Consider the following 24,095-nt stretch of genomic DNA (forward strand, 5'->3'; position numbering starts at 1 on the left):
AGGTCGTTTGGCAACCTGTTGTCGAACAGCAGTGGAGTCACTGGTTTGCTCCCAGTATATCCTATTTTCTCGCTTCGCATTATTCTTATGAATCAATCATTACTTCAAGTAAGCCTCCGTCAGAAAGCCGTTTATATTCCTGCATCTGCTACAGCAACGCCGATTTTTGATGTCTCTCCTACTCTATCCGAGGCAACGGCTCTACTGGTAGCGAACCTGGCGAAGCTTGGCTTTGGGGTGTCGGAGCCACTGCTGCGGGCGCTGGAAGGCACTACCCCCGACTTTCAGGCCCAACTACTGGAAGTGGTGCGCGAGGTACTGGGCGTGGGCAAGAACTGGACGCCGCTGGTAAAAGGCTGGGATACGCCCACGGGAGAAAGTCGGCTAGACCACGTGTTGACGTTCTTTGCCAACCTCTTCCAAACCAAGGGCACGCGCCTGCCCTGTGGCCATATCATCCCGCCGAACACCTTCCCACTGGCGCGTTATAATGGCTGCCCGTTCTGTGGCACGCCGTTCGAGTTTGCCGAGCTGGAGCACACCGGACAGGGTAGCAAGCTGAAGGTGTTCGACTTGTGGACTGAAAACGAAGCAGCGACCTTTCTGCGTGACTTGCTCGCATCGAAAACGGCTCTGGACGCCACGCAGCTTGACAGCCTGCGCCACTTGCTGGCTGAGCTGCCACTGCCCGCGGAAGTACCCATTGCGATGAAGGAGACGCGCCTGGCGGTGGTGGATGCCTACGTGCAGTTGAACCAAGCCGACCGGGCACAAGCATTGTTTTCGACGCCTACCGATATCCTGCGGTACTTGTGGTACAAGAAAACAGGCTTTACGCAACTGGTAGAGCCAAAAACCATTCGGAAGCGGCGCCAGAAAAATGCGCACTATCTCTGGACGGCAGACCAACTTGCGAAGGTACAGGCGGCGCAAACTCAGCAGGTCCGGGCGGAGCTAAAACTAAAATACAGCCGGCGCGAGGCGGCCATGGTAGCGCGTTGGCTGAACGAGCTGCCACAGAGCCCCCAGCAGCTCTGCGAAATCATGCACCCGAAGCGGGGCATGTGGGTGCGGTTCATCCGGGCGCTGCGGCTGGCCGAGTACAGCAAGCAGCCGGCCCTGGGCAAGCTGCGCGAAACGCTGGACGCGTTCTACAACCAGACCTATGAGGTGTGGCAGGGACGCGTCAACTATTTCCGGTTGCGGGCCGAGGCGGAGCCGACGTTTGCGCTGCTCAAGCAGCGGCCGGGGTTGTTTGCCCGTTCGCTGTTTGCCAACATGCTCTGGTTTGGCCCCGAGACAACGGTAGCGGCATTTGCCGAAGTGCTCGACCAGGTGCCGGCCCGACTGGTATTTACGCTGGCCATGTACGCCGAAGACTACTTCACGCCCGGCACCAAGCGCGTGGTAAAGCCCTTGGGTGGGAGTAGCAAGCAGATCAAAGCCAATCAGCAGCTCAACCACTACTCGCCTGAGCAACTGCAAGCCATGAAGGCGGCTGTGGTTAATTTGTGCTTGCTGGCCATGCAACAGCGGTTTGCGGCCCAACCCACGCCGCACCGCACGATGTACATTGACCCGACATTATTTAAGCTACCCGTGGCCATTGGCGACCGGAGTGACACGGTGCAGGACTTGCCAGCCGCCCTGATGGGTACTCGTTTTGCTTTGGAGAGCGAGCAGGTGCGCCTATTCATGCAATGGGGCGTAGGGCTACCCGCGCAGCACTTGGACATGGATTTAAGCTGCACCATCGCCTCGGCTACCAAGACGGAATACTGTTCGTTTTCCAACCTAGTCGCTACCGGTTGCAAACACAGTGGCGACGTGCAGTATGTCCCGGATCAAATAGGCACAGCCGAATACATTGAGCTGGATGTAGCGGCGCTGACAGAAGCGCAGGTGCAGTACGTTACCTTCACCTGCAATGCCTACAGCGCCGGCGCCCTCACGCCCAACCTAACAGTAGGCTGGATGAACAGTCAGCACCCAATGCGCATTGCCAACAGCGGGGTAGCCTACGACCCGTCGTGCGTGCAGCACCAGGTGCGCGTAACGCGAGGCCTAGACAAGGGCCTGGTGTTTGGGGTGCTGGACGTAGTACAACGCGAGATTATCTGGCTAGAAATGCCCTTTCAAGGGCAACTGGTGCAAAATCTGAATCTAGCGGGCGTGCAGACGCTGCTGCGCAAGTTGGAGAGTAAGCTCAGCATTGGGCAGCTACTCACCGTGAAGGCGCAGGCGCAGCATTTGGAGCTGGTGGAGGAACCCATGGCCGACGAGGTATATACGGTGGCCTGGGCCCAGAACACGGCGGCCGTCACGCAATTGTTGGTAGACTAATACTACTGTATAAAGGCTGCTGCGCGGGATACCGGCAAACGCCAGAAGGTGTCAGGACACACCCCGATTCAAACAGCGTTGATTTACAAAAACGGCCCGGCTTCTCGTGAGAGACCGGGCCGTTTTTGTGGCTAGCTGATACGGAGGTCATACTCCAGCCATACTCTAGCTATGCTTGAGGGTGGGCTGAAGGGCGGCCGTTACTTCGGCCACGGGTAGGCCCGTGAACTGGCAGAACTCGCCGATGCTCACGTCCGTGTCGGCGGGTTTGTTGAAGTGCTGGCGGATGCGCTGTAGCAGGCGCTTGGCGGCATCGTAGCCGGTGCCGCGCACCTGCGCTGCCTCCTTGGGACGAATGCTGACTTGCGGCATAAAACGGGGCTGTTTGGGGGCGTTTGGGAGTAACGAAGATACAAAAAGTGCTACTACCCTGTAGGTTCGGGGCATGAACGCACTCCGAAATAGTCAATTTTCGCGCCGGCTTACGGGATTGTTGCTGGGCTTGGGCCTCAGTGGGGCCGTGGTGCTCGGCGTGCCGGATACTGGTACGGCACAACAACAACGGTCGGCCGTTGGTGCCGGGTCGGAAACGGCGCGGATGGTTCGAGTCATTGATGCCGACACTTACGACCTGCTAGTCGGCGGGCGGGTAGAGCGGGTGCGGCTGGTAGGCGTGGATGCGCCCGAGTTGAGCCAGCCCTACGGCCCGCAGGCGGCCGACTCCGTGCGGCGCCTGCTGCCGGTCGGACAGTTGGTGCAGTTGACGCGGGCTAGTGGCAAGCCAGACCTGTATGGGCGCACGCTCGGGGCACTGCGGCTGGCGGCGGGTATTACCCCGCAGCTGCCGCGCCCGGTAGCCGTGGATTCGCTGCTGGTGGTGCGGGGCTGGGCGTGGGCCTGGGAGCCGGGGCGCACGACACCGCACCTGGCCGCCGAGCAAGTGGTGGCGCAAGCGCACGGGCGCGGGCTGTGGAAATGCGGCGTGCTGGAACCAGTGCCGCCACACGTGTGGCGGGGCTTTACGAGTAGAATCAAGCGGCTGTACTGGGGTGGCTGCCCCTGGTAGGAAGTCGGTAACGAAAGCAGCCAACAACTCTCTTTTTCTCACTTCTTACCTTTTTCCACTATGGCACGTCAGACCGGCGTAATTCAAATCAGTGGCACCGTAGGCGGCGTGGTATTCGCCAAGGACGGCACGGTGCGCCAAAAACAGGGCTCCAACAAGAGCCAATTCAACTCCTCCGCCTCCATGCAGCGGGTGCGCGAAAACGCCTCCGAGTTTGCCACCGCCGCCAAGGCCGGCAAGCTGCTGCGCGACGCGCTGCGCCGGGTGGTGGCTCAGGCTTCGGATAGGTTGATGGTATCGCGCCTGGCACAGAAGATGAAGCAGGTGCTGAACCTGGACGAGGACTCGGACCGCGGCGGGCGCCAGATCCTGGCCGAGAACCTGACCATGCTGCTGGGCTTCGACTTCAACGCGGGCTCGGCCCTGTCGAGCACCTACTACGGGCGCTACGACGCGGCGCTAGACCGCGCCGCAGGTAACCATACCGTGAGCCTGGGCGAGATGAACCCGGCCCGCGACATTGCCGCCCCGCAGGGCGCCACCCACTACCGCGTAACGGGCGCCGTGTCGACGGTCAACTTCGAGACGGGTGCCTTCAACAGCGTAGACGCCTCCACGGCGGAAGTGCCGTTGAGCAACGCCCTGCGCCCGGCCGAGGTGCTGAACCTAGTCCTGCCCGTAGGCTCAGCGGATGACGCGCTGGTGGTGGCCGTGGGCATCGACTTCTACCAGTCGGTGAACGGCAAGCTCTACCCGCTCAACTCCAATGCCTACAACGCGCTGAGCGTGGTGGCAGTGGGTTAACGCTCTGGCTGCAACGGCCGGCCGGATACTTCCGGCCGGCCGTTTTGGCCTAGTACTCTTCTTTCTTTTTCCCTTCTTAGTTTCTGAACGTTATGGCTAGAACAGCCTATCAAAAACAAGCGGACAGCCGCACCCGCACGGCCCTGCGCCTGCGCTCTCGCGCCGATGGCAAGGTGCGCAAGTATGCCGCCGCGCTGGTAGCGGCCCTGGTCAGCGCGGCCGATGCCAAGGCCTGCCTAGACCGCGTCAACCTGCTCTACGGGGTGGACATCTCGCCCGAAACCCTGCTGGTGCATGACGTGCGCACGGCCGGGCTAGGTACGCAGCTGTCGAACCTGCTAGCGGCCAGCAGCCCCGGCGAGGAGGTGCAGCTCTTCAATCCCACGGCCAACGGCAACAGCGGCCTGGTGCTAGACAATGAACTGGTGTTTGGGGAAACGGTGCTGGCGCTGCCTTCCGTGCCGGTCGACCCGGTGGAAAGCGCGCCTACCCCCGGCATCCGCGTGACGACGCTGCAGGCCCTGCGCATCAATGACTCAACCTGGAACATCGTGGTGCAGGCCAGCAGCCCGTCGGGTACGTATCATTTGGCCAATGACGCGTCGCCCTATGCCTACAACTTCGAGAACGAGCACGAAATGGCCTTCTCGCTGGACGGCATGACGGCGGGACAGGCAGTACAGTTTACTTTTACCGACTCGGTGAACAACCAAGTGACGCTGCAGCGGACGCTGACGCTGCTGACGATGTAGGACGCCGCAGCCCCACAAAAAAGCCGACCTCCTTCCGGAAGTCGGCTTTTTTGCGCGTATGGTTTTGCGACTAGAGCTGCCGGGCGCGCTGAATAATCTAGGACATACGGGAAGGCCAGTAAAGAATAGTGAAAGCCGGTAAAATTGCTGACCATTTTCTCGTAGCTTATGCCCTTTAGGTAGTTGGAGAACCGATCTACTCGGTTGCGCTGCTGATAGCGCACTCAATCGGGCGGCAGGTAGTGCGGCTTTTCTTGTGTTCTACTATGACGTCATTACTTCTCGCATTACCTGCTTCAGATCATCATTACGCACAGTAGGGTCTTGCAGCAGTTCGTCAAATAGATCTAAAGCGGTTTGTACAGCCGGGTGTTGGGAGTTTTGATGTGGCAGCCGGGTATAGGCTTCTACAAGCACTTTCAGAATTGTGCGCTTAAAGTCGTAGCGTTTGTAGGTTTTGTTGAGGTGAAGCAGCAGCAGCGCCAGCAGCCTGATGCACGTTTCAGGATACTGCGTGACGCATTGTGCCAGATAATCAAGCAAAAAGTGCTCATACTCGATATAAGGGGCGCAAGTAGAAATATACTGTTCAGTTAAGCTTGTCGCGCTGGGCAACTCATTCACCGACAGGTGTCGGAATACATCATCTAACTCCCGAACTAGCTCCTTGGTCATTTCGGTGGATAGGAAATAGCCCATTGCCTCGAATACCACTGCTTCCTTTTTCCACTTACCATATCCTATTAAGAGCTGGTCCAACGTGACTGGTATCATGGCGGGATTTAGCGCCCACATTTTCTGCAGCAACTCATGAGCTCCTGGAACATCATGCCCCCATTGCACTGCTAAAATGCGGGTAATCGTTTCGTGGGCTGCCGGCTCTGCCATTCCTTCGTGCAGTAAGCGGAAAATGGTTGAAGTATCTCGCCACACCAAGTACTGCAATGACCATTGGCCAGGAGCCAATAAGATGTAGTCGTTACCAACGAGCTGTTCGAAAATTCCTACCACTCTTGCTTCAGGCAACGAGGTGCGCAATAACATAGCAAGGTGCGCCACGGCAGCGGAACGAATAATTAGGCTGCCTTCGGTGGCAACGGTACCCAGTAGTTCTACTACCTCTTGAACCTCGGGCTCGGGGAGACGCTCAGTCAAGAGGTTGTACAATTCACTAGCTCCAGGCGTGTTTAACGCTGCCATTGTCAGATCCTGACGTGCACCTCGCTTACTTGGCTCCTCCTCAAGCTTGAAATTGCATTCCGCGTTAAGGTTCTGCCGGATGGTTTCCAGGTCGTGTTGCACAAATTCCACCGCCAATGGCTGATCTTGGTCGGATGTTTTGGAAGACGTCTTTCTCTTGAGGCGGCGGTAGGCCTCCTGATTCAGCAATTGTCTCTCGTAGGCTGATTCTACCAAAGGGGCAGCCATGATAGGATCCGCCTCGCACAACTCGGGCAGTAGCATGGCAATGCTCTCATCATTATTATCCAGCAGATAGGTTAAAAGCCCTACATGATCCGCAGGACGGTCTTTGATTAATCTATTAATGTGGTGACATAGCCCTGTGTAGGTACCTTCATCAGACCAAAAATCAGGCTTACCTTTCGACCGATACTTGCGCAATGCGCGCAACCAATTGGCTGGTGCCATCTTTTCTGTATTCCACCCACCGGCTGGGCTAGGCTCTCCAGAACGCCAACGCACTTTTGGCCCGGGCTCCTCTTCTACCAATCTTCCCCACCGACGGGCAAACTGCGCGAGCAGGGCTGCCTGCGTTGGGTGGTTCTCTTTCAGTCGCTCTTGACCCAACACCTGTAGATTATACAATGCATCACGACCATGGCGGCTGAAATAGACACGCTTGTTCTGGCGGTCGGTATACACCCCAACGTCGGCTATCAACTCATGAGCAGATAGTGCCTCTGTCAATTGTGTGCGTTGAACGGTGGTTATTTCATCCCACAGATGGGGCAACACCTTGCGTGTAAAATGCCCAACATAGCTACTGCGCGCAGCCCTAGTGAACCAGCCGTCTTTCAGAAAAAGCCGAAACAGCGAAGGAGCAAAGGACGACGCGTTACCAGATGCGGCACAGAGCGCCATATTTACCAGTAAATCCGTGCGACTGAATAGCCACTTGCGCACTGTATGTGCATAGCTAGGCTGCTGCAGGTTAGTTGGATCTGCTAGGTATTTCCATGTATAGTGCAGAACCGCGCCATAAGGAGAGTGTGGCTCCTTGTCTCGTTCATCTATATCTATATGATCGAGGAAGTGAGGTGCTAGAAGAAGCGCATACCCAGGTCGGCTCCACGTATACTCTAGAATTTCCGGCACCCTGTAATGATTGCCGCGACGTATCCACGTACGCAGCAATCTGCTACACAAGCCAAATGCTATCTGCGAGTTGGTTTTCCAAAGAGCCTTAAATACCTCTGCTTGCAAATAGTCTTCGTGTTGAATACGTTGATTATGATCCTCGTCGAAGGGTGCATTAGCCAATTGAGTAAATACCTTTTCTGATACCCAGTTTGGTCTGATAGGTGCTTGGTCCTGCAGAATTTTCCAGTACCGGTACTGTTGCCTTTCGCTGACTTCCCCCGCAAAGGCAACATCGAACAGTTCAGTGAATTCGGCAGCGCTGGTTGCTCCGGCATCATCTAGTACCTTGGCAATCCATGTGTTCAGGTGGGGCCCTGGCGGCAAGAGTGACATTCTCGGGAACAGAAGCTCAGGGCCACGACGAGCTAAAATCCACAGCAGTGTATTGGAAACAGAGGATTGTTGTCCCATTTCTAATTGACCCACCTCAGCCGCTAAGTGTAGAAACAATGTTGGCTCGGCTAAGAATTCGAGCCATGGCCGATGGCTTACTGTTTCAATGAAGGGCTGAATCAATTTAGGATTAGGCACTATGCTAGTGCGGACTAACTCTATTTCGGCAGCCTCAGGTAGTGCCTGAGTAGCTAGGAATTGAGCAATAAGCAGTTTGACATGAAAACGACAAGCTGGGGAGTCGAGAAGTTGCCTGATCTGCTGCAGGTAAGTATCAGGATCCTGCCCGCGTAGGAATACTAAAACCTGCTGAATCAACGAGCGGAAAAATAAGCCCTGACCAGAGTTCAGGACAAAATCTGATAACGCCTGGCCTTTCGCAACAAACTGCTTGGCAAACAGATATTCGTAGAAGGTTTGGTGAAAGAACGTAATCTGTTGGCTACTGGCCCCTACCAAGTTGATAATAGCCTGTGTGTTCAGGTAGTTGAATACGTCGGTGTCCTCTTCCTCCCAAAACAGGCGTGGCAGCGTGAGTTGCTGCTTCTGGAACATGGCATCGGCTAGCTGGTAGAGGTATTTTCTTACTTGGCTGATACCTACATTACCAGGCAGACGTTTAGAGTTGAGCAGGTATTGTTGCAGCAGTTTGTCGTACAGGCCTTGCAAGCTGGTAACTGGCTCCCCGCTGCGGGACTCAGCGTCTAATGCGCAATAGATAGCCAGATGCAGTGGCGTTTGCAGCAGATTTATTACAGCCGGATCCATACCCTCGACGGTGCCCGCATCAGCAGCCTGCAGTGCTTCGTTAACCTGCTCAACCGTCAGGTTAGCTATTTCCACCTGCTCTGCTGCCCGAAACGGGGCTAGCTCGGGGTCATGCCGCAGATCGAAGGTGCGACAGGAAAGAATGAAGCGTACATGCGGCAGCTGCTGCAATTCATTGAGCAGCTCGGTATAGCTGGTGAGCAGGCCTCTTTCGGCTCCTAAACACATGGATAAGGCGTCCAACTGGTCTACCAGCACTACGACTGGCCGCTCAGCGGATGCAACAATTGCTAGTGCTTGTTTCAAGGGAAACTGCAGCCCGTTGGCCTTGATATCGTCTAGCAGCTTCCCCTTGGTTTCGCCTTTGATGCGGTCAGCCTTCAAGGCTAGGACCGGAATGTGGCGCCGCGTCAATTCCTGGTAAATATCCCTCAGTACGACAGTTTTGCCAACGCCCGCACCACCAATAACAATTCGACTGGCAGTGGTTGCTTTGGATTGCTCGGGCTTGGCCCTAGGCAAAGGCTCCTGCACCCAGTCCGCTAAGGTTACCGCTTCCGAACGGGTAATATGGTGCCCAGGCAAATTACCAATGTTGGCCGGCACAGCATTCAGAGCAGCGCCAACGGCTTCAAGCTGACCTAGTATTTCCTCTTGCCTAGGCGGTAAGATGAAGGGCTGATGCTGATTGATCAACTCCTGACGGATGGTTTCTGGCGTCACTAGGAGCTGCAGTTTGCCGGCACGCATTGCGTAGCGATAAAGCGTATTCAGGGCTGCCTGCGCATCCTGGGTGTGCGGCTGCAGTCGGAGCAAGATGGTTTCCGTGAGCATTTCAGCGGGCTGCTCTAGCACCTCGACCTGCCCCAGAAATCCCAACAGATGCTCATCGTCCGTAGCAGCGTCTGAATAGTGCTGACGGATATGTTCAGCAATTTTCTGGTACACTTCCAGCGGCATCTTCCCCAGAGCATTCAGGGTTTCAGGTGTCGTTTGCGGCACTCTTTCCAAGCAGTCACGAAGCGCCTGATCCATGGGAGACTGAGACAGAAGCCGTAGAACTCCGGAAGCATCTTTCTGATACTGTTGAAAGAAGTCATCGATAATTCCCCGGCTCAGGAGCTGCTGCACCGTCCAGAACGGTTGGCCAGCGCGGTGCTTTAAGCTGATATATTCCGTTGGGCCACTATGATGGGAAATAGTGAGGTCATCAACCGATGGGGCCTCAATTATTCTTTCTTCACCCTTATCCGGCACTGCTACGGTCTGCCCTGGCAAATGAGCCTCAGGCCGTAAGGTTGTGATGCTATCCTCGGTTACAGCTTCAGCGAACCGCTTTACTGTGTATAGAAGTTGATAATCTACTCCTGTTAACGTTGATGATCCTCCTCGACGAGCCATTTTGGTATAGATGGTACTGCTTTACACTTAAAAGTAATAAAACTGGGCTTCCATCTAGAAAAGCAAAAAGTCAGGCTCTATGGCTATAGAACCTGACTTTTTACTGCAGTACTTTTGCTTGATTTTACTTGCGCGCTTTTTTCATTAGATGGCCTTTAGACACTCATTATCAGTGATAATGCTACAAAATCCGGAGTCGTAGAAGATGGTTTTTTATATTTAGATTCTGGGTTGTTGCTCATGTTATCACAAGCAAAAGGTAAAGCCGAGCTAGGCCGCTAGATGATTCGCTGGCGAAGTAAAGCGGCTAGTAGAAGCGGCGGCGCAGGCCCGCAACAGTCGCTGATATTTCTTGCGCCCCTGCGCCATAACCAACGCATCGGCTGACAGCTCTACCTTCCAGATACTGAACGGAGCTTTCTTCTGCACGCCAACAATAAGGAAACGGTCAGCCTGCAGTATGTCGGTGTAGAAGGCGGCCTGGCGGTCGTAGTCGTATTGCTCGACAGTGCTGACGAATTGGGCATAGTCGCGGCAGCTGGTAGTTTTGAAGTCGATGAGCGTGAGGCGGCGGCCGGCGCGGCTGCGCACAAGCAAATCGGGGCGAATCTTGACGGTCAGACCGGTTTCGGTATGGGTGGCGGTGTGCGTCAGTTCGGGGGTGCCGCGGTAGAGTAGGTCGCGGCAGTAGCGGTGGCGGCGTACCTGGCGGGCCAGTTGCTCCAGCTGTTCCCACGGGCATCTCTCGGTGGTGCGCTGGTAGGTGGCCGGCTCCAGCATGGCGGCGTGGAAGTGGGCACCGAAGGCTAGGGCCTGGGGGTTAGGGGTGCGTAGCTGGCCGAGCACCTGGGCCTTCAGATTGGAGAGGTCAGTGTTGGAGACGTGCGGTAAGGCGCGGTGCTGCTCCTGCGTGAGGTTGGGGTAGGCTTGCAGATCGTGGAACATGGATGTTAGGAGTCTTAGGGTCTGAGGACTTGGATGAGGGGCTGACCGTTGCGTTCAGCGGATGAGGGCCAGGCGCTGGTGGTCGGCGGTGCGGTGCAGCCAGATGTGGGAGCTGCCGCAGCCGACTTGGTAAGCGGGTTCGGGGAATAGCTCGCGCACGGCCGGGGCCAGGTCGCGCACGTCGGGTGGCGCGTCGGTGGTATAGAGTAAGTGCGCTAGCTGGGCAAGTTGAGCGGCCTCGGTATCGTCCTGGGGCGCTTGCTCGATGCGTAATTGCGGGGACTCGGATGGGTCTGGCATAACACAGGATAAAAGGTAGCCGGGTGGCCCCCTCCCCTACTGGTGGGTCGGGGGCCGGTGGGCTTAGGCGGCTTGTGAAGCGTTGACGTCTTCCGAAGTGGCCTCGGGCTCGGGAGCAGTGTAGGCGTGCTGGATGCGCACGTCGGCCGCACCGGTGTAGGTTTCGGCGCGCCAGATGGGAAAGTCGCGGGCAAAGTCGCCGCGGGCGGCTACCTCCTGCGCGTCGGCCGGCTCGTAGCTGAACTCGGCAATGTAGTAGGTAGCCTTCTTGCCGTCCTTGGTGGTTTCCTTCTTGCTGGCCTGCACCTTTACCACCACGTCGGCCAGGGTGAGGTCGTCGTAGAACAGCGGCTCGATGAGGCGGTAGAGGTTTTCGACCGAGTAGCCGTGAAAGAGCACGGCGCAGATGGCGCCCTTATCGTCGGCGTAGAACAGCTCGGCCCAGAGCTTGCGGCCCATGTTGAGAATGTCGTCCTGGAAGATACGCCAGGCCAGCGGGACGAAGCTCAGCGAATAACCCAACGGCGTAGTGCCGCCGATGTTGAACTGGCCGGCTTTGGCATCGAAACGAATCTGGCGCGGGTGGCCGGGTAAGTACTTGAAGCACGGTACTTGCTGCACTTCTCCGGTGGCCTCGTCTACCTTGTCGAGGAGGTAGGCCGGGCGGGTGATGGCCACGTCGGTGGTGGCGGGTTCAGCAGTTGAGACGGGGTTGACGGTGGTTTGTGCTTGTTTGGACATAATGAGTAAGTGAAAGAAGAAATGGGGGCCGGTTGTCGGCCCGCCCCCCGGTGGCCGTTAATAATCGGTATCGTCGTAGAAGTCTTCCGGCGCCCAGGCGGGCGGCGGCTCGTAGAAGGCCTCGCCGCCTTCCTCGGGGTCGGCTGCGCCGGTGGGATGTTCGTGGCAGTCCTGGGAGTGGTGGATGTCGCGGATGGTCTCGCGCAGGGCGGCGCGTAGGCATTCGGCCCGCTGCCCGAGCAGCAGCAACGCGTGGGGGCAGCCGGGGCGCCGGAACAATAGCAGGTAGGTAGCCGGGCCAAGTGGGCTGCCCGGTACCGGGCGCAACAGCCCGCGGCAGACGGGGGCAAGTGACTTGCACATGGCCTAGCGGAATTGCCTGTCGTGGCAGAGAATGGCTCGGCCCACAATACTGTCGACGCCCCACGCTTCGGGCTGGTACTGGTACCATAAGTAGGTAGCCAGCAGATTCAGGTAGCAGGGGGTGCGGAACTTGCCCTCGTCGTCGATGATGAGAATCAACTCGTCGGTGAGGCGCACCACGTCGACGGTTTGGCAGTCGAGCAGTTCGTAGAGTTCGGCCAGCTTGAAGCTACGGCCGTTGCGGGGACTGACGGGCTGGGGCTCGGCGCTGTGCGGGTCGAGCAAATGTGGCTGATATGCGGTAGCGGTTTCGGACATAGTAGCGGGCAGTAATGGCCCGCGCCTCAGCGGCGCGGGCCGGTGGGTAGACTAGTTAGCAGTGATGATGAGGCGGCCGGCCTGGATTCCGACCGTAGCCGTGGCGCCGGGCAGAAAACCAGCAGCGGCCAGCCAGTCGCCGCGCAGCGTGAGCAGGGAGGTGATGGCCAGGCGCGGATGCAGGCGTTTGTAGTGCGCGGCTACTTTCAGGTAGCGCGGGGTAGTGGTAGACATAGCAGTTAGTTTATTTCAAATCCCAGGGTGACGGGTGGTAGTAGTCTGCGTCGCCTGGGCCGGGCAGCTCTCCGTAGCGGTCGGCGGAGCGTAGGCGGATGGGCTTGGGCGGGCTGTTCAACTCGTCGGCCACGCGCTGGGCCAGGTGCTGGCTGACGTAGCGGCCGGGGGCAGCCTCCTGTTGGTAGTGGCCGGGGCCGCCGAAGCGGGTGCCGGGCTGGGCCACGTCGCGCACCACAGCCCAGCCGGCGTTGCCGGCGTACAGGCAGGCCACATACCAGCGGCCTGCCTGCGGGGCGGTGGTGCTCACGGCTGCGGCAGTTGGGCGGCCAGGCGGGCCGCTTCGGCGTGTGCCCGCCTGCCAGTGGTGTGCTGCTGGAACAGGCCGATGGTATCAATGCCGCGGCTTTGCGGCTGGAAGCAGCGCACGGTATAGAGGCGTGGGCTGCGCTCGTCAAACTGCTCGGAGGTGACGAAGTAGATGCCGCCGGGGCCCTGGTACACCTTCTCGCTGATGCGGGAGCGGAAGAAGCGCAGCGCGCCGGCGCTGAAGAAGTGGCCGCCGTGGTTCTGGTGGGCGGCTTTGATGAGGGCGAGGTCGTAAATAGTAGACACGGTAGCGAAGCATTAAAAAGAGCGGGAACGGAGACGGTGCAGGCGCTGCCCCTCGGGGCTGGCGTGAAAAGCCGCAGCGGCGGCGGCATAGGCGGCACGGGCGGCCCGGTGGTGCAGGATGGCCGCCCGCAGGCGGGCAAAGCAGCCGGGGGCGTCGTCGGTGTAATCGTCGCGCAAGGCCAGCAGCGCGGCGCGGGCATCAAACAGCGCGGACTGCGTGCGGGCCAACTGCTGGCGCACTGCCAGCGCCGCCCCCGGTGCAGGGGCGGCGGGCAAGGTGGGGGCCGTGCTATACATGGCAGCCCGACAACTCCGCCTGGTACGCCTCAATGATGCGGCGGCAGTGGTGGATGGCCGACAGCGCAACGTGCTGGGGCTGGGTAGTGGCGAAGTGCGCCACGGCCAGCGCGGCGGCCTGGAAGGGGCACTCGGCACGGCCGTAATGGCAGACCTCGCCGGCGTGGTAGGAAATGGTGTAGGTGGTGGCCTTGTGGCCACTGGGAGCAGTGTAGTGCTCCACGCAGGCAATGCTAGCGGCGGCGGGGCCCGCCCAGACAGAAGTAGCAAACTGCGAAAATTCTAAAGCGGTGAACATGACTGTATGTGTTAGTCGGTGGGTGCCTTGCAGCGCGGGCCGGGCCCTGCACGCGCCGCAGGTGCAATAGGAAACGGGCCTCTCCCATTTCTTATATAAATATACTACTTATTTCTAACTTATTATAATTTATAAGAAATAACAAGTGAAATTTTGTATAATAAATGATATAAAAAGATAAGAATATTTTATATATTACAACATGATAAAATACAATAATTTGATAGTAGCAGTAGTAGGCAGCCGGAGCGTGAAAAGCTGCACAGCTCTGGTGCGCCGCCTAGCCGAGTTGGAGCCGGTGCAAGTGGTGAGCGGTGGCGCGACGGGGGTGGATACCCTGGCGGCCGAGTGGGCGCGCACCCACGGCGTGCCGCTGCTGGAACTGCGCCCCGACTATGCCACCCACGGCCCCACAGCCGCGCCCCACGTGCGCAACGCCGAGATAGTGCGCCGGGCTGCCCTGGTGCTAGTGGTGTGGGACGGCCGCAGCAAGGGCACGCTGAGCACCCTGCGGGCGGCGCGGCGGCTGGGCCGCCCCTGCGAGTTGCTGCCGCTGGACTGACGACCACGGCCCCGGACGCCGACCGGTGCCGGGCGGTCGACCCTACCGAACGACTGAATGCCTCGGCCGGGGGGTTTGGGGGGTGGCCTTGAGCGCCCCCAATAGACCGGCCCGAAGGGCACCTTATGAGGGTGTAGTGGCCGACCAGCGGGAGGCTGCGGAACCCGAGGAAGATGACCGGGCGTCAGCCGGGGCATGGTAGCGGGGGCCTGGGGTGCTCCCCAGACAAACCTTCTGCGGAGCGGGCCTTATTGTGCGGTGGGAAGAGGCGCGGGTGGCTGGGCGGCGTGGGGTAGTGCGGGAGGTTGGCAGCCGCTGGCGCCGGGGCGGTGGGCTCGTGTGGGGCGCACGGGCGGCGCGGGGCTTTTTTCGGCCCCGTGCGGCACGGGCGCGGTGCGGTGGGCGGGCGTCAGGGTTGTGTCGGAAGGTCACGGGAGCAGCTGTGGTATCGGGGCGGTGGGGAGAGGCCGGGCGGCCGGAACGGGGTGCGGCTGGGGAGCGTGGGCGTGGTGCGGTGGGCGGGTGCTGCCCGTGGAGGCCGCGGGGCCGGGCGGGCCTCGGTAGCGGCGGCTGGCCGACCAACGGAAGGCGGGCCGTTGCGCTGGATGAGGCAACGGGAGCCACAACTGTATCGGCTGGCGGGTGGGTGGAGGCTGGCCCGGTGCCGGAATGACCGAAACGACCGGGAGCGAAGTGGAGCAGAGCGCAGTGGAGGGTGCAGGCGAAGCCGGAGCCCGCAACGAAGCGGCGCGCAACGGCGCGAAGGGAGTGCAGGAAATGCAGGCGACGGGCGGGCCGGGCGGGGTTTCGGTAGGGACAGGCGGCGCCTTTTTGGGGGCGCGGCCTTGCCCGTTGGGGGGGGTGCTTCGGGAGAACGGGAGAATCGATTAGTGACTGGGGGAGTGCGCAAGGGATAGGAAGGGAGCGACCAACGGGAGCTGTGCGCAGCACCGGAGCGAAGCGGAGCCCTGGATAGCCCGACCCCGGCCCGTAGCGGAGCGAAGGGCTGGGGATGCGCCAAAAAAATACAATTACATACAACATCACAAAAGACAAATCATTATTCAGAGTTGATTCGTAATTTTATATAAAATAGCATGTTTAATCTACTTACTTACGAAATCATGTTTGCGCAAACGAAAGCCGGGCACTTGGTGCATATTCTGAGTACCGCGTTGGCGGGGCAAGTGGTGACGCAGGAGTTGACGCCGCCGAATCCGCACGTAGTGGAGTTGTATGGGCATCTGCTGATACAGGTGCTGGTGGCAGTCGTGACGATTTGGGCTACGGTGCGCAAGGCGCTGCAGAAGCCTGAAGCCGTGGTGAAGCTGCCGGTGGCCGCGGTGCCGGTGGTGGTGCCGGAGTCGGCGTTGTCGGACGCGGAGGGCACGCCGGTAGCAGATGCGCAGAAGCCGCTGCCCTAGCCCCTACCCTTTCCAATCAACCTTTAGCCTTTTCTACTGATGACTAACTGCAAGAAAATGAGCATTCTTGACCGGGTGGCGCTGCCTTCGCCGAAGTTTTGGCGCAAGGTGAGTGCCGTGGGTAAGGCCGTGGGCGGGCTGGGCCTGGTGATAGTGACGGCGCCGGTAGCGTTGCCGGCGGCCGTGCTGACGGCGGCTGGGTACCTGGTGCTGGTTGGGTCGTTGACGGCGGGGCTGTCGGCGCTGACGGTGGAGCCGAAAACGGCGGAACCACATGACCAGTCGGCGGGGGACGCTGGCACCCAATAGCATGGAAGAGGCCGCAGTGTATACCGTGCGGGGGCGGGTGGCGCCCCGACTCACGGTGGAGCAGAAGATTCGGCAGGCCAAGCGGCTGCTGAACGTGTGTCCAGAGTTGGTGGACGCCTACCAGGTGGCCCTGCGCCGTTGGTCGGGCGACCCGGCGCTGCGCCTGCTCGGGTTGCCGATTGTGACGGAAGGCCACCGGTCGGCGGAGGAGCAGGATAAGCTGTACGCCCGCGGCCGGAGCGCACCGGGGCCGATTGTGACGTACAAGCGCGGGGGTGAATCGAAGCACAACTCCCTACCGAGCCGGGCGTTGGACGTGGCATTTCTGCTGGCCGATGGGTCAGTGGTGTGGTCGGGGGTGCTGCTGAGCAAGTTTGCCCGGCTGATGAAGGCCGCCGACGTGCGGGTACGGTGGGGCGGTGACTGGCCAGGATTCAAGGATAGGCCGCATTTTGAGGTATAAAGGAAAAGGTAGCCTTCCAGCTACCTTTTCTCTTTTGTTTGAAACGCATTGGGCTGATATAAACTGGGCTGAACAATTCTCTCAGCAGTGTCGAGAGAATTGTGTGAGCGGCAATTCTGCAGACGCTGTCTGCAGAATGCTTGCACCGGAATTTTCCAGACAGTGTCTGGAGAATTTCAGAGGCGACGGGGGCGGCCTACCATGTCGGTAATGACGTGCGTGACGACGCCCCACACCTCGAAGTTTTTGCCCTGGAGGCTGAGGTCGATGGGTTGGTGGTTGGGGTTGTCGGGGATGAGCCAGAACGTGGAGCCGCGCTTTTCGAGGCGCTTGACGGTGAACTCGCCGTCGAGGGCGGCTACGACGAGGTGGCCGGGCTCGGGTTTGAGGGAGCAGTCGATGGTCATAAAGGCGCCGTCGCGGATGTAGGAAGGCGGGCCGTCCATGCTGTCGCCGTTGACGCGGGCCAGGTAGGTAGAGTGCGGGTGGGGTAGCAGTAGCTTGTTGAGGTCGATGCTGGGGCCGCGGTAACTCTCGGGCGGGATGGGGACGCCGGCTGGAACAGGGGTTTCGCAGTACATGAGCCAGGCGGGTTCCTGAATAACATGCAGAATATCAACGGTATACATAGCGGGCATACGGTAAGGTGACAGAACAATGGGGTTGTAAATAACGCAGTAAATACTAATTATGTTGGCAATATTCAATCTAACTAATTTAGTTTTATAAGTGAAATAGGGGTACTGCACCATGCCAGTTTATGAATGCTTATGCTGCATATGGGCTGCTTTCGGGGTTAGAAAGTGCCCGTGCACGCAATCAAGCAGCTTTTCTTATGAAGCGTTATGAAGCAAATCGGAGTTTTAGCGGTAGGCGTCTTGTAGGTGCTGTACTACTCGAATGGGACAGAACCGGTACTCTTGCGAGGGCATGCGGTAGGGAGTAAGCGCTTGGCAAGGGTTGTCGGATGCCTTCAGCGCAACGGTGTATTTTGAGGCATGAAACGACCTGTAGAATTGCCAAAGGAACCCCTAGAAGCATCAAAGATGCTTTACAACCTGACGCTGGTGAAACCGGTACTGCTGAAGATGCAGCAGAATGGGAAGACATATGTGCCTTTAATAAAATTGATTCTGGTAACGGACACGGAGGAAAAGCGTCCGACGGGCAAGGCTATTCAGCAGCAGTTGGGAATTAGTGCGGCGGTATATCGGCGGTGGTTGGATTTGCTTTATGCAGATTTTATGGCGCTGATTGCGACGGATGCGGATGTGCTACGGTTTCCTGATATCGAGCACGTGTTTTATGTAAAAGGCCAGGAGGAAATAGTTGAGGTCAGATGCCGGCTGACAGTAACGCCGCGGGTTGGGGAGGAAGTGGAATTATGGTTTTTGAGTGCCTTTGCTCGTGAGGGAACGTTTTATGTTAGCCGCGTTACGCATGAGTATTTACAGGATAAAACCCTGATTCACATAACACTTCAGCCAGGATATTATGACGCTTATTTTGCTCACCTGCTGGCTCGGGCCCTTTTCGAAGATAGATGGCCACGTGAGGCGTGGGGGATGAGTGATTATCAGCAGAAGGAGCTGCTGCGGAAATTGTACCCGGGTTAGTATGGGTCGGCGAAGTTGCGGGCGGCTTCGTCGGTGATTTGCTGGTTTAAGTAGCCGATCTGACGTAGGGCACATTGTCGGTAGTCTAGCAGTTCGAAGGTTTGCGGCTCCTGGCGGTCAATAGTTTGGATGACTTGCTCCCACACCTCTTTATCCGCTTCGTGAACAGGAATCCAACTGCCGCCACTAGTTCGCATTGAAGGAAACAGGCTGAGATGCTGAAACAGTTGATTGGGGTTATCGGGATAGGTTTGGAAAATCAGTTCGAGCATGTGCATCAACTGTTCGGGCTGACTTTCCCGAACAGCTTTAAATAACTGTCTCGTAAGCTTTGTGTCAGGCTTTGCCCGAATAGTATCTGTGATGAAATGAAGCATATGTTCCTTTTGCTGGGCACTGGCTTCTTTCGGAAACAAGGATTTGATAAAGTTGCTGCGGGGCATCCAATCTGGAAGCTGATCTAGTACAGCTAAAAGTTCTGGAAGCAGTTCACTGTAGCGCTCTTCTTCCCAAAGAAATGTAAGCGGCCGGCGCTCATGATAATTTTCGCTGTTAAATACTTCAAGAAGAAACCCGGGACGACGATTGACCAAGATGGCTAGTTCCTTACAACTCCAATCGTAATGGTTTGTGCGGTTGTTCCACCACTGGTAGTAGCGCTCAAGAAGAGTCTGTTGCTCATTGGAGAAAAAACGTCCGAACGATTTAATAACCCCATAGCATAAATAAGCTGATGGGTTCTGCTCGACGATTTTCAAGCCGATAGTTAGCAGGTCAGGATATAATGTTGGAGCAATATCTTCAAAATGAGTAAGATTGTAAAAGTTGAAATCAACAATGCCGCTCTGAAATACCTGCATTAATTCCTGCAACCAGCGGACAGAAACCTGGTCGGCGGGTAGGTGCTTCAAAAAAAGTAGTTGCCAAGTTGCCTTCGCCCGATATTCTTCCTGGCTAATTAAAGAATAATTGGCTTCTAACTCGTGCTGCTGTGCCAGTGCTTGAATTGTTTTCCAAGGGACGGCACCTGTTGAATTGCCTGTCTGAAGTAAGTAGACAATAGCTTTCTTAGCAAGACTAGGGTCACGTTCAAATAACTCATGGATAAGTTCAGCAAATGAATTATCAAGCTGTTCACCCTCACTAGGGTAGCCGTTAGATGTGATGGGTAATTTCGCGTAAAGCTCCTGATACTGGTCAATTAAGCGAGCGTAGGCTACGAAACTTTTGTACTGCAGCAGCTTGGTGCGGATACGGATATATGCGGCACGCTTTTCATCATCGTAAATTGTATCAATCCTTGATTCAGAAAATTTCTTGTAAGGCTGATCGTAGGCCAGCAAATTGTAGAGCCGGAATAAAGCTGAATTGAATTGGCGACGCAGCGGTTTGAGTTGCGGATGCTGAATGCGGCCTTCAAGCCAATTGCTATATTGGTTAACGAGGTGACAATGGGCAAAACTGGCCGGATCGAGGTTGTCAGCGAAGAACGGAATGAGGCGGTCGGCATCCCACTGCCGCCACTTCAGACTATTTTCCCCGTCGTGACGCTGACTCAGATAGGTGTTAATACCTTCAAGTACTAAGCTAGAGTGCGTGGGGTAAAGGCGAAACAGCAATTGCCAAAGTGAGTCGCGCCACGCTTCGAGGCGTTTGCCTTTCTGAGGTAGTTCATCGTTGGCGAAGCTGACCGTATTTGGCTTATAACTAGGACGAATACTGTTGAAAACGGTAGCTAAACAGGGCGGGACGATGTGTGCAATGAGCCACTGATAAAACGCAGCGTGAGACGCAGAATTAGCGCCAATGGTGAGTACTTTGACTACTGTTTCCTGAACGTAGAGCCCCTGATGCCGATACTTATAACCGTCGAAGTGGGCAATGGAGCGGAGAAATTCGAGTGCTTTTGGAAAGTGGTCTGGATGCTTTGCGGTAAACTCAATAAATAAGCGAAGGGCCGTAGGCAGTTCATCCAGAGCGTGGTCGCAGAGGTCTTTAAGTACGACGTAAAGCGGATTTTCCTGGAAATAGGAATGGTTGTTACGTTCGGGAACGGGATAGGTAGCGACATCGAAGGCGGGCCAGGGCTGCGCAGCCAGCAACGACTTGGCCTCTGTTAGAATCTGACTAATAAGGAAAGGCCAGAAGACATGATACAGGTCCCAACGGTTTTCAAAGGACAAGTCGGGCTGGGCAAGCCACTCCCCTACCGCTTTCTGAATCCGGGGCCGGATGGTATCGATGCCGAAATCGTTGATGCAGCCGTTGAGAGTATCGACTACGCGACGCTGTTGCTGGGGAAAGAAGTGATGCAACAGCTGCGAGTAAGATAGTTGGGGGCGCTCGGAGAAGAAAAGTCGATAGAAGACAAAGCTGCCGAGAATCTGGTCAGCGGTTTTGACGATACGGCCCTCGTGCAAATCCACTAATTCGGCTTCGTGCAGCTCTTGGACGGCTTGCCAGAACTGATCGGGGTTGATACCGAAGGCAGTTTCTATTTGACGGGCTATTTCGTCGTGGTCTTGATGAACCACGCGGAAGAAATAAATAAGAGCCAATACCTGCCCGAGAAACGGATTTTGACGGGCGGTCAAGTCATCGAGTACGGGGCCAAAATACCCTTCGTAGATGTCGTAGATATTGTGCAGCCGATAAATACGCTCGGCTTCGCGGGCAGCCTGGGCCGACATGATAGCCAGACGGGGGCGGCCGGCGCTGAGTTGCTGGATACGTTGAACGTAGTCGCCGTTGCGGATGCAATACGGCTCGGCCGCTACCAGTTCCTGAATAGCCTCATCTGATAAAGGCTTCAACTCAAGGGTAGTGTGCGGATTCTTCTCGGCGGCTTTGGCTACACTGTCGCGGGCATAGTCGCGCACGGTAGCAATGATTTTGAGGGTGCCGGCGGGCCGGGTCAGCTGCTCGGCAAGCAGGGCATTGAAATAAGGACTGACGCGGTTGGCATCGTCGGCGACTACTATCACCTGCTGGCCGGGGCGTAGCGCGAATTGCAGTTCCCGAATGAAGTCGGGGGACTTCTTATCAAAGACAAAATAAAGCTGGCGCTGATCGGGCTGAGCGGCGCACCAGGCCTGCGCTACGGTTAGCACGAGTTGGGTTTTGCCGACGCCGGCAGGGCCAGTTACTAGAACTAAATCGGTGTTGTCGAGTCCAGCTTGTAACTCAGCTTGTTCAGCGTCACGGCCAAATAGGGTTTCGGTGAAGTGGGTAGTACCTACCTGGCGCTGATGAATGCTGATAAAGTCGGGGGCGTGCACTAGCTGGCCGCTGCCGAGGTCGAGGCCGATAAGTTCAGCAGCCAAAGCGGGATACTCTAGAATGTAACGAACTATATCGTCGACGTTTATCAGTTCGAGACGGTAGTGTGCCACACGAGCTTGCTCGTGCAGAGCTGCTACCGTTTCAGCAGCACACCGACGATTGAATACCAAACAAATGCGCTCTACTTGCTGCGGCTGGATGGTAGGTTGCGTGCGCGTGATGCAGTCGGTTAGATCTTTAGCGAGTTTGGCAGGCAGACCCTGATCAGCGGTGGTGTACGCTAGAAAAATAAAGCGGCTGTCGGGAAGCAGACAATGAGAATCAGGGACGCCAGTACGGTCCTTATCGGCCCCTACCATGGCTCCCCACGATTGAATGCGCCAGCCGCGAAAGCGCGATAAGTACGCATCACCAAGCTTCTGGAAGGCGGCAGGACTGAGGGTGAGTAGCTTGGCTTCGATAAAGGAGATGGTAGACATATAATAACTGATTGCTATGACGACTAAGGGTGATTACGCCACGGTTTCAGGCTGAAGGCCTCGCAGCAGCGCTTGCAGCCAGCCTAGGCATTGCGTAACGGAGGGGGCCGTACGGTCTGCGACGCTTAGGGGCTGGGCCATGGTCAATGCCAGCCGACTGGCAGTATGCTGCTGTAGTTCGGTGCGGAGGATGGTTTGGAACCGGTCGTGCAGTGGAGGTGACGTGGCCACCAATGCCTGCAGTTCCTGGCCTAGTACCTGGATGCCCACCAAGAGCATCAAATCGGAGCCGGCGGCAGTATCCATGGACTCCAGCAGGTCGTAATGGCGGGTGAAAATATCGTCGGTGATAAGCTCGTGGAAGTGCTCCAGGATTAGGCGTATGTCGGAGCCGTCTTTGCCACGCTGCTCGGGGCGGTCGTCCCAGGCTAGCAGTTTAAGGCCAACCAAGCCTGGTAGGGTCACGGCCTGCCAGGTAAGCTCATCGGTGACTTTGACGGGTTCGGTTTGGGTCAGTACTTCGGCAAGGCCTACCACAGATATTCGGGTAAGGCCTTGCCCAGCTACCTGTACCCGACCCTCGGCATCGGCAATACCACCGAAGGGCATGAGGTCGACTTGTACGCCGGTGGGCTGGTGGATAAGGCAAAAGGCGCTGCTGGCGGGGGCGTGAAACTGCTCGTGCGTGGTCAGCCAGTCGCGCAGATGCTCGTACTCTGCTTGGTCGGCAACGAACACAGCTAGATCAATATCCTTGGTGCGGCGCCGAGGGCCGGCTTCGAGGGTGGCATCCAGCCACAAGTCGCGGGCGACGGCGCCGACCAGAAAGAAGTTCAGGTCCAGGTGCTGCAGGCCGCGGGTAAGGGCGGGTAGTACCTGCTCCAGACCGCTAGGGAAGCGCCGCTCAGGCGGGATGGTGGATATATCGAGCATAGAGTTTCTCGGCCACTTCGCGGTTGCGAGCGTCGCCGCTGAGTAGTAGGTCGGCGTAGACCAGCAGCGGCGGCACGCAGGGGCTAGTCGGGTTGGTGAAGTTTAGGCGGTCGTCGAAGGGGGCCAGCACCTCTACCGGGCCGGTAGGATCTGGAACGAGCCGTAGTTGGCGCATGAGGGCGGGCCGGGTGGCGGTGCTGTAGAGCGTGAAGAACTCGGGAAGCAAATAGCCATCGAGCAGCAGCGCTGCGGCTGGCTCGCCGCCCCAGTACGTATCGGCGCCCAAAGGCAGTTGCTGCCAGCCACCAGTGGCCGCGTCGGGCGTGGCCCAGCGGTAACGTTGGGTGGAGAGGCGCGGCCGCAGTGTATCACCGTAGCCTTCGACCCAGCGACGGACCAGCTTGTCGAAGCGCAGGAGTTGGCGCGGCTCTTCGTCTAGCAGGTAGCCTTGCTGGATCAGGTCGCGCATGACGAGACCTACCGTGGCCACGGGCGTATCAGTGCGGGTGGCAATGGCGCGGTAGGGCTGACGAAACAGTTCGGGTTCGGTGAGCAGGTGGAAGAGCACGCGCAAACCGCTTTTGCGGAAGGCGCGGCCGTGGGCGGGGTCGGCTTCGGGCTTGGACTTTTTGGGCTTGGGCTGGCCCTGGATTAGCACGAATAGGTCGGCGTCGGGATGGTGAAGCCAGGCGTTGCCGGCGGCGTCGGCATAGCACAGGCCTTGGCGGCGTAGCTCCTCCCCTACTTCTTGGGTTACATAGGGTAACAGGAGTAACCACGGGCGGCCGGGTGGATGCGGATGCAGGGCGAGTAGCGGGGTGACCTTTCGCAGATAGGTATCTTTCGCCTCGACGGTGAAGGTAGCCTGTTTACCGATGGTAAGGGTATGCTGATGCGGCCCGTCCGTGGTGGTTCGGATAGGCAGCTTCTTACCTAGTCTATTTTTTAGTGCTGCCTTAACCTGAGTAAGCAAGGGCGGCGCTGTTTCTTGTCTATCTTTTTCCACT

The 24,095-nt window shown here is 57.5% G+C and carries 26 protein-coding genes; 10 read left to right on the forward strand and 16 right to left on the reverse strand.

Annotated features, from left to right (window positions below; translation table 11 throughout):
* Window positions 1-87: 87 nt before the first annotated feature.
* A complete protein-coding gene (locus KYK14_RS01770) occupies window positions 88-2,343 on the forward strand; it encodes a hypothetical protein (RefSeq protein ID WP_219156434.1) in 2,256 nt (751 codons plus the stop codon).
* 165 nt (window positions 2,344-2,508) lie between these two features.
* Here the strand turns inward: KYK14_RS01770 and KYK14_RS01775 are convergent, their stop codons facing one another.
* Window positions 2,509-2,715 carry a hypothetical protein gene (locus KYK14_RS01775; RefSeq protein WP_219156436.1) on the reverse strand — a complete coding sequence of 69 codons (207 nt, stop codon included), beginning with the start codon at window positions 2,713-2,715 and terminating at the stop codon, window positions 2,509-2,511.
* Window positions 2,716-2,788: 73 nt separating this feature from the next.
* Between KYK14_RS01775 and KYK14_RS01780 the strand changes: the two genes are divergently transcribed.
* The 3 genes from KYK14_RS01780 to KYK14_RS01790 all read left to right on the forward strand — a co-directional run bounded on the left by KYK14_RS01780 (window position 2,789) and on the right by KYK14_RS01790 (window position 4,965).
* Complete coding sequence (locus KYK14_RS01780; protein ID WP_246601635.1) at window positions 2,789-3,409, forward strand: thermonuclease family protein; 621 nt, start codon at window positions 2,789-2,791, stop codon at window positions 3,407-3,409.
* 60 nt (window positions 3,410-3,469) lie between these two features.
* Complete coding sequence (locus KYK14_RS01785) at window positions 3,470-4,213, forward strand: hypothetical protein (protein ID WP_219156438.1); 744 nt, start codon at window positions 3,470-3,472, stop codon at window positions 4,211-4,213.
* Window positions 4,214-4,305: 92 nt separating this feature from the next.
* Window positions 4,306-4,965, forward strand: coding sequence for a hypothetical protein (locus KYK14_RS01790; protein WP_219156440.1), 660 nt, complete (start codon window positions 4,306-4,308; stop codon window positions 4,963-4,965).
* 264 nt (window positions 4,966-5,229) lie between these two features.
* On the opposite strand, the gene KYK14_RS01795 is transcribed toward KYK14_RS01790, so the two are convergent.
* The 11 genes from KYK14_RS01795 to KYK14_RS01845 form a co-directional block, all read right to left on the reverse strand.
* Complete coding sequence (locus KYK14_RS01795) at window positions 5,230-9,909, reverse strand: NACHT domain-containing protein (protein WP_219156442.1); 4,680 nt, start codon at window positions 9,907-9,909, stop codon at window positions 5,230-5,232.
* A 270-nt stretch (window positions 9,910-10,179) separates the two neighbouring features.
* Window positions 10,180-10,854, reverse strand: coding sequence for a PD-(D/E)XK nuclease-like domain-containing protein (locus KYK14_RS01800; RefSeq protein ID WP_219156444.1), 675 nt, complete (start codon window positions 10,852-10,854; stop codon window positions 10,180-10,182).
* Between the two features lie 54 nt (window positions 10,855-10,908).
* The gene (locus KYK14_RS01805; RefSeq protein WP_219156446.1) at window positions 10,909-11,154 is read right to left on the reverse strand and encodes a hypothetical protein; all 246 of its coding nucleotides are present in this window, start codon (window positions 11,152-11,154) and stop codon (window positions 10,909-10,911) included.
* A gap of 63 nt (window positions 11,155-11,217) precedes the next feature.
* Window positions 11,218-11,895, reverse strand: coding sequence for a hypothetical protein (locus tag KYK14_RS01810; RefSeq protein WP_246601636.1), 678 nt, complete (start codon window positions 11,893-11,895; stop codon window positions 11,218-11,220).
* A gap of 57 nt (window positions 11,896-11,952) precedes the next feature.
* Complete coding sequence (locus KYK14_RS01815; RefSeq protein ID WP_219156448.1) at window positions 11,953-12,258, reverse strand: hypothetical protein; 306 nt, start codon at window positions 12,256-12,258, stop codon at window positions 11,953-11,955.
* Between the two features lie 3 nt (window positions 12,259-12,261).
* Window positions 12,262-12,576, reverse strand: coding sequence for a DUF3846 domain-containing protein (locus tag KYK14_RS01820; protein WP_219156450.1), 315 nt, complete (start codon window positions 12,574-12,576; stop codon window positions 12,262-12,264).
* A gap of 51 nt (window positions 12,577-12,627) precedes the next feature.
* Window positions 12,628-12,810, reverse strand: a complete 183-nt coding sequence (locus KYK14_RS01825; RefSeq protein WP_219156452.1) for a SymE family type I addiction module toxin — start codon at window positions 12,808-12,810, stop codon at window positions 12,628-12,630.
* A 10-nt stretch (window positions 12,811-12,820) separates the two neighbouring features.
* The gene (locus KYK14_RS01830) at window positions 12,821-13,120 is read right to left on the reverse strand and encodes a hypothetical protein (protein WP_219156454.1); all 300 of its coding nucleotides are present in this window, start codon (window positions 13,118-13,120) and stop codon (window positions 12,821-12,823) included.
* Complete coding sequence (locus KYK14_RS01835) at window positions 13,117-13,425, reverse strand: DUF7447 family protein (RefSeq protein WP_219156456.1); 309 nt, start codon at window positions 13,423-13,425, stop codon at window positions 13,117-13,119. The genes KYK14_RS01830 and KYK14_RS01835 overlap by 4 nt, the downstream gene beginning before the upstream one ends.
* Before the next feature lie 12 nt (window positions 13,426-13,437).
* The gene (locus KYK14_RS01840) at window positions 13,438-13,722 is read right to left on the reverse strand and encodes a hypothetical protein (RefSeq protein WP_219156458.1); all 285 of its coding nucleotides are present in this window, start codon (window positions 13,720-13,722) and stop codon (window positions 13,438-13,440) included.
* On the reverse strand, window positions 13,715-14,020 hold the full coding sequence (locus tag KYK14_RS01845) for a hypothetical protein (protein WP_219156460.1): 306 nt from the start codon (window positions 14,018-14,020) through the stop codon (window positions 13,715-13,717). Before KYK14_RS01845 ends, KYK14_RS01840 begins: the two co-directional genes overlap by 8 nt.
* Window positions 14,021-14,222: 202 nt before the next feature.
* Between KYK14_RS01845 and KYK14_RS01850 the strand changes: the two genes are divergently transcribed.
* From KYK14_RS01850 to KYK14_RS01870, 5 genes are all read left to right on the forward strand, one after another.
* On the forward strand, window positions 14,223-14,582 hold the full coding sequence (locus KYK14_RS01850; protein WP_219156462.1) for an SLOG family protein: 360 nt from the start codon (window positions 14,223-14,225) through the stop codon (window positions 14,580-14,582).
* Window positions 14,583-14,796: 214 nt separating this feature from the next.
* Window positions 14,797-15,255 carry a hypothetical protein gene (locus tag KYK14_RS01855; RefSeq protein ID WP_219156464.1) on the forward strand — a complete coding sequence of 153 codons (459 nt, stop codon included), beginning with the start codon at window positions 14,797-14,799 and terminating at the stop codon, window positions 15,253-15,255.
* Window positions 15,256-15,706: 451 nt separating this feature from the next.
* Complete coding sequence (locus tag KYK14_RS01860; RefSeq protein ID WP_219156466.1) at window positions 15,707-16,006, forward strand: hypothetical protein; 300 nt, start codon at window positions 15,707-15,709, stop codon at window positions 16,004-16,006.
* A gap of 57 nt (window positions 16,007-16,063) precedes the next feature.
* Window positions 16,064-16,315 carry a hypothetical protein gene (locus tag KYK14_RS01865; RefSeq protein WP_219156468.1) on the forward strand — a complete coding sequence of 84 codons (252 nt, stop codon included), beginning with the start codon at window positions 16,064-16,066 and terminating at the stop codon, window positions 16,313-16,315.
* A 1-nt stretch (window position 16,316) separates the two neighbouring features.
* A complete protein-coding gene (locus KYK14_RS01870) occupies window positions 16,317-16,778 on the forward strand; it encodes a M15 family metallopeptidase (RefSeq protein ID WP_219156470.1) in 462 nt (153 codons plus the stop codon).
* 176 nt (window positions 16,779-16,954) lie between these two features.
* Here the strand turns inward: KYK14_RS01870 and KYK14_RS01875 are convergent, their stop codons facing one another.
* Window positions 16,955-17,416 (reverse strand): LexA family protein, encoded by a 462-nt coding sequence (locus tag KYK14_RS01875; RefSeq protein WP_219156472.1) that lies wholly within the window; start codon window positions 17,414-17,416, stop codon window positions 16,955-16,957.
* Window positions 17,417-17,776: 360 nt separating this feature from the next.
* On the opposite strand from KYK14_RS01875, the gene KYK14_RS01880 reads away from it, so the two are divergent.
* Window positions 17,777-18,394 (forward strand): hypothetical protein, encoded by a 618-nt coding sequence (locus KYK14_RS01880; protein WP_219156473.1) that lies wholly within the window; start codon window positions 17,777-17,779, stop codon window positions 18,392-18,394.
* Here KYK14_RS01880 and KYK14_RS01885 read toward each other — a convergent pair.
* From KYK14_RS01885 to KYK14_RS01895, 3 genes are read right to left on the reverse strand one after another with little or no spacing between them, the layout of a single operon-like run.
* Window positions 18,391-22,155, reverse strand: coding sequence for an ATP-binding protein (locus KYK14_RS01885; protein ID WP_219156475.1), 3,765 nt, complete (start codon window positions 22,153-22,155; stop codon window positions 18,391-18,393). The genes KYK14_RS01880 and KYK14_RS01885 overlap by 4 nt on opposite strands.
* A gap of 33 nt (window positions 22,156-22,188) precedes the next feature.
* On the reverse strand, window positions 22,189-23,088 hold the full coding sequence (locus KYK14_RS01890) for a nucleotidyl transferase AbiEii/AbiGii toxin family protein (RefSeq protein WP_219156477.1): 900 nt from the start codon (window positions 23,086-23,088) through the stop codon (window positions 22,189-22,191).
* Window positions 23,060-24,061 carry a type IV toxin-antitoxin system AbiEi family antitoxin gene (locus KYK14_RS01895; protein WP_219156479.1) on the reverse strand — a complete coding sequence of 334 codons (1,002 nt, stop codon included), beginning with the start codon at window positions 24,059-24,061 and terminating at the stop codon, window positions 23,060-23,062. The genes KYK14_RS01890 and KYK14_RS01895 overlap by 29 nt, the downstream gene beginning before the upstream one ends.
* Window positions 24,062-24,095 lie beyond the last annotated feature (34 nt).

The sequence above is a fragment of the Hymenobacter profundi genome (assembly GCF_019334315.1).
GTDB lineage: Bacteria > Bacteroidota > Bacteroidia > Cytophagales > Hymenobacteraceae > Hymenobacter > Hymenobacter profundi.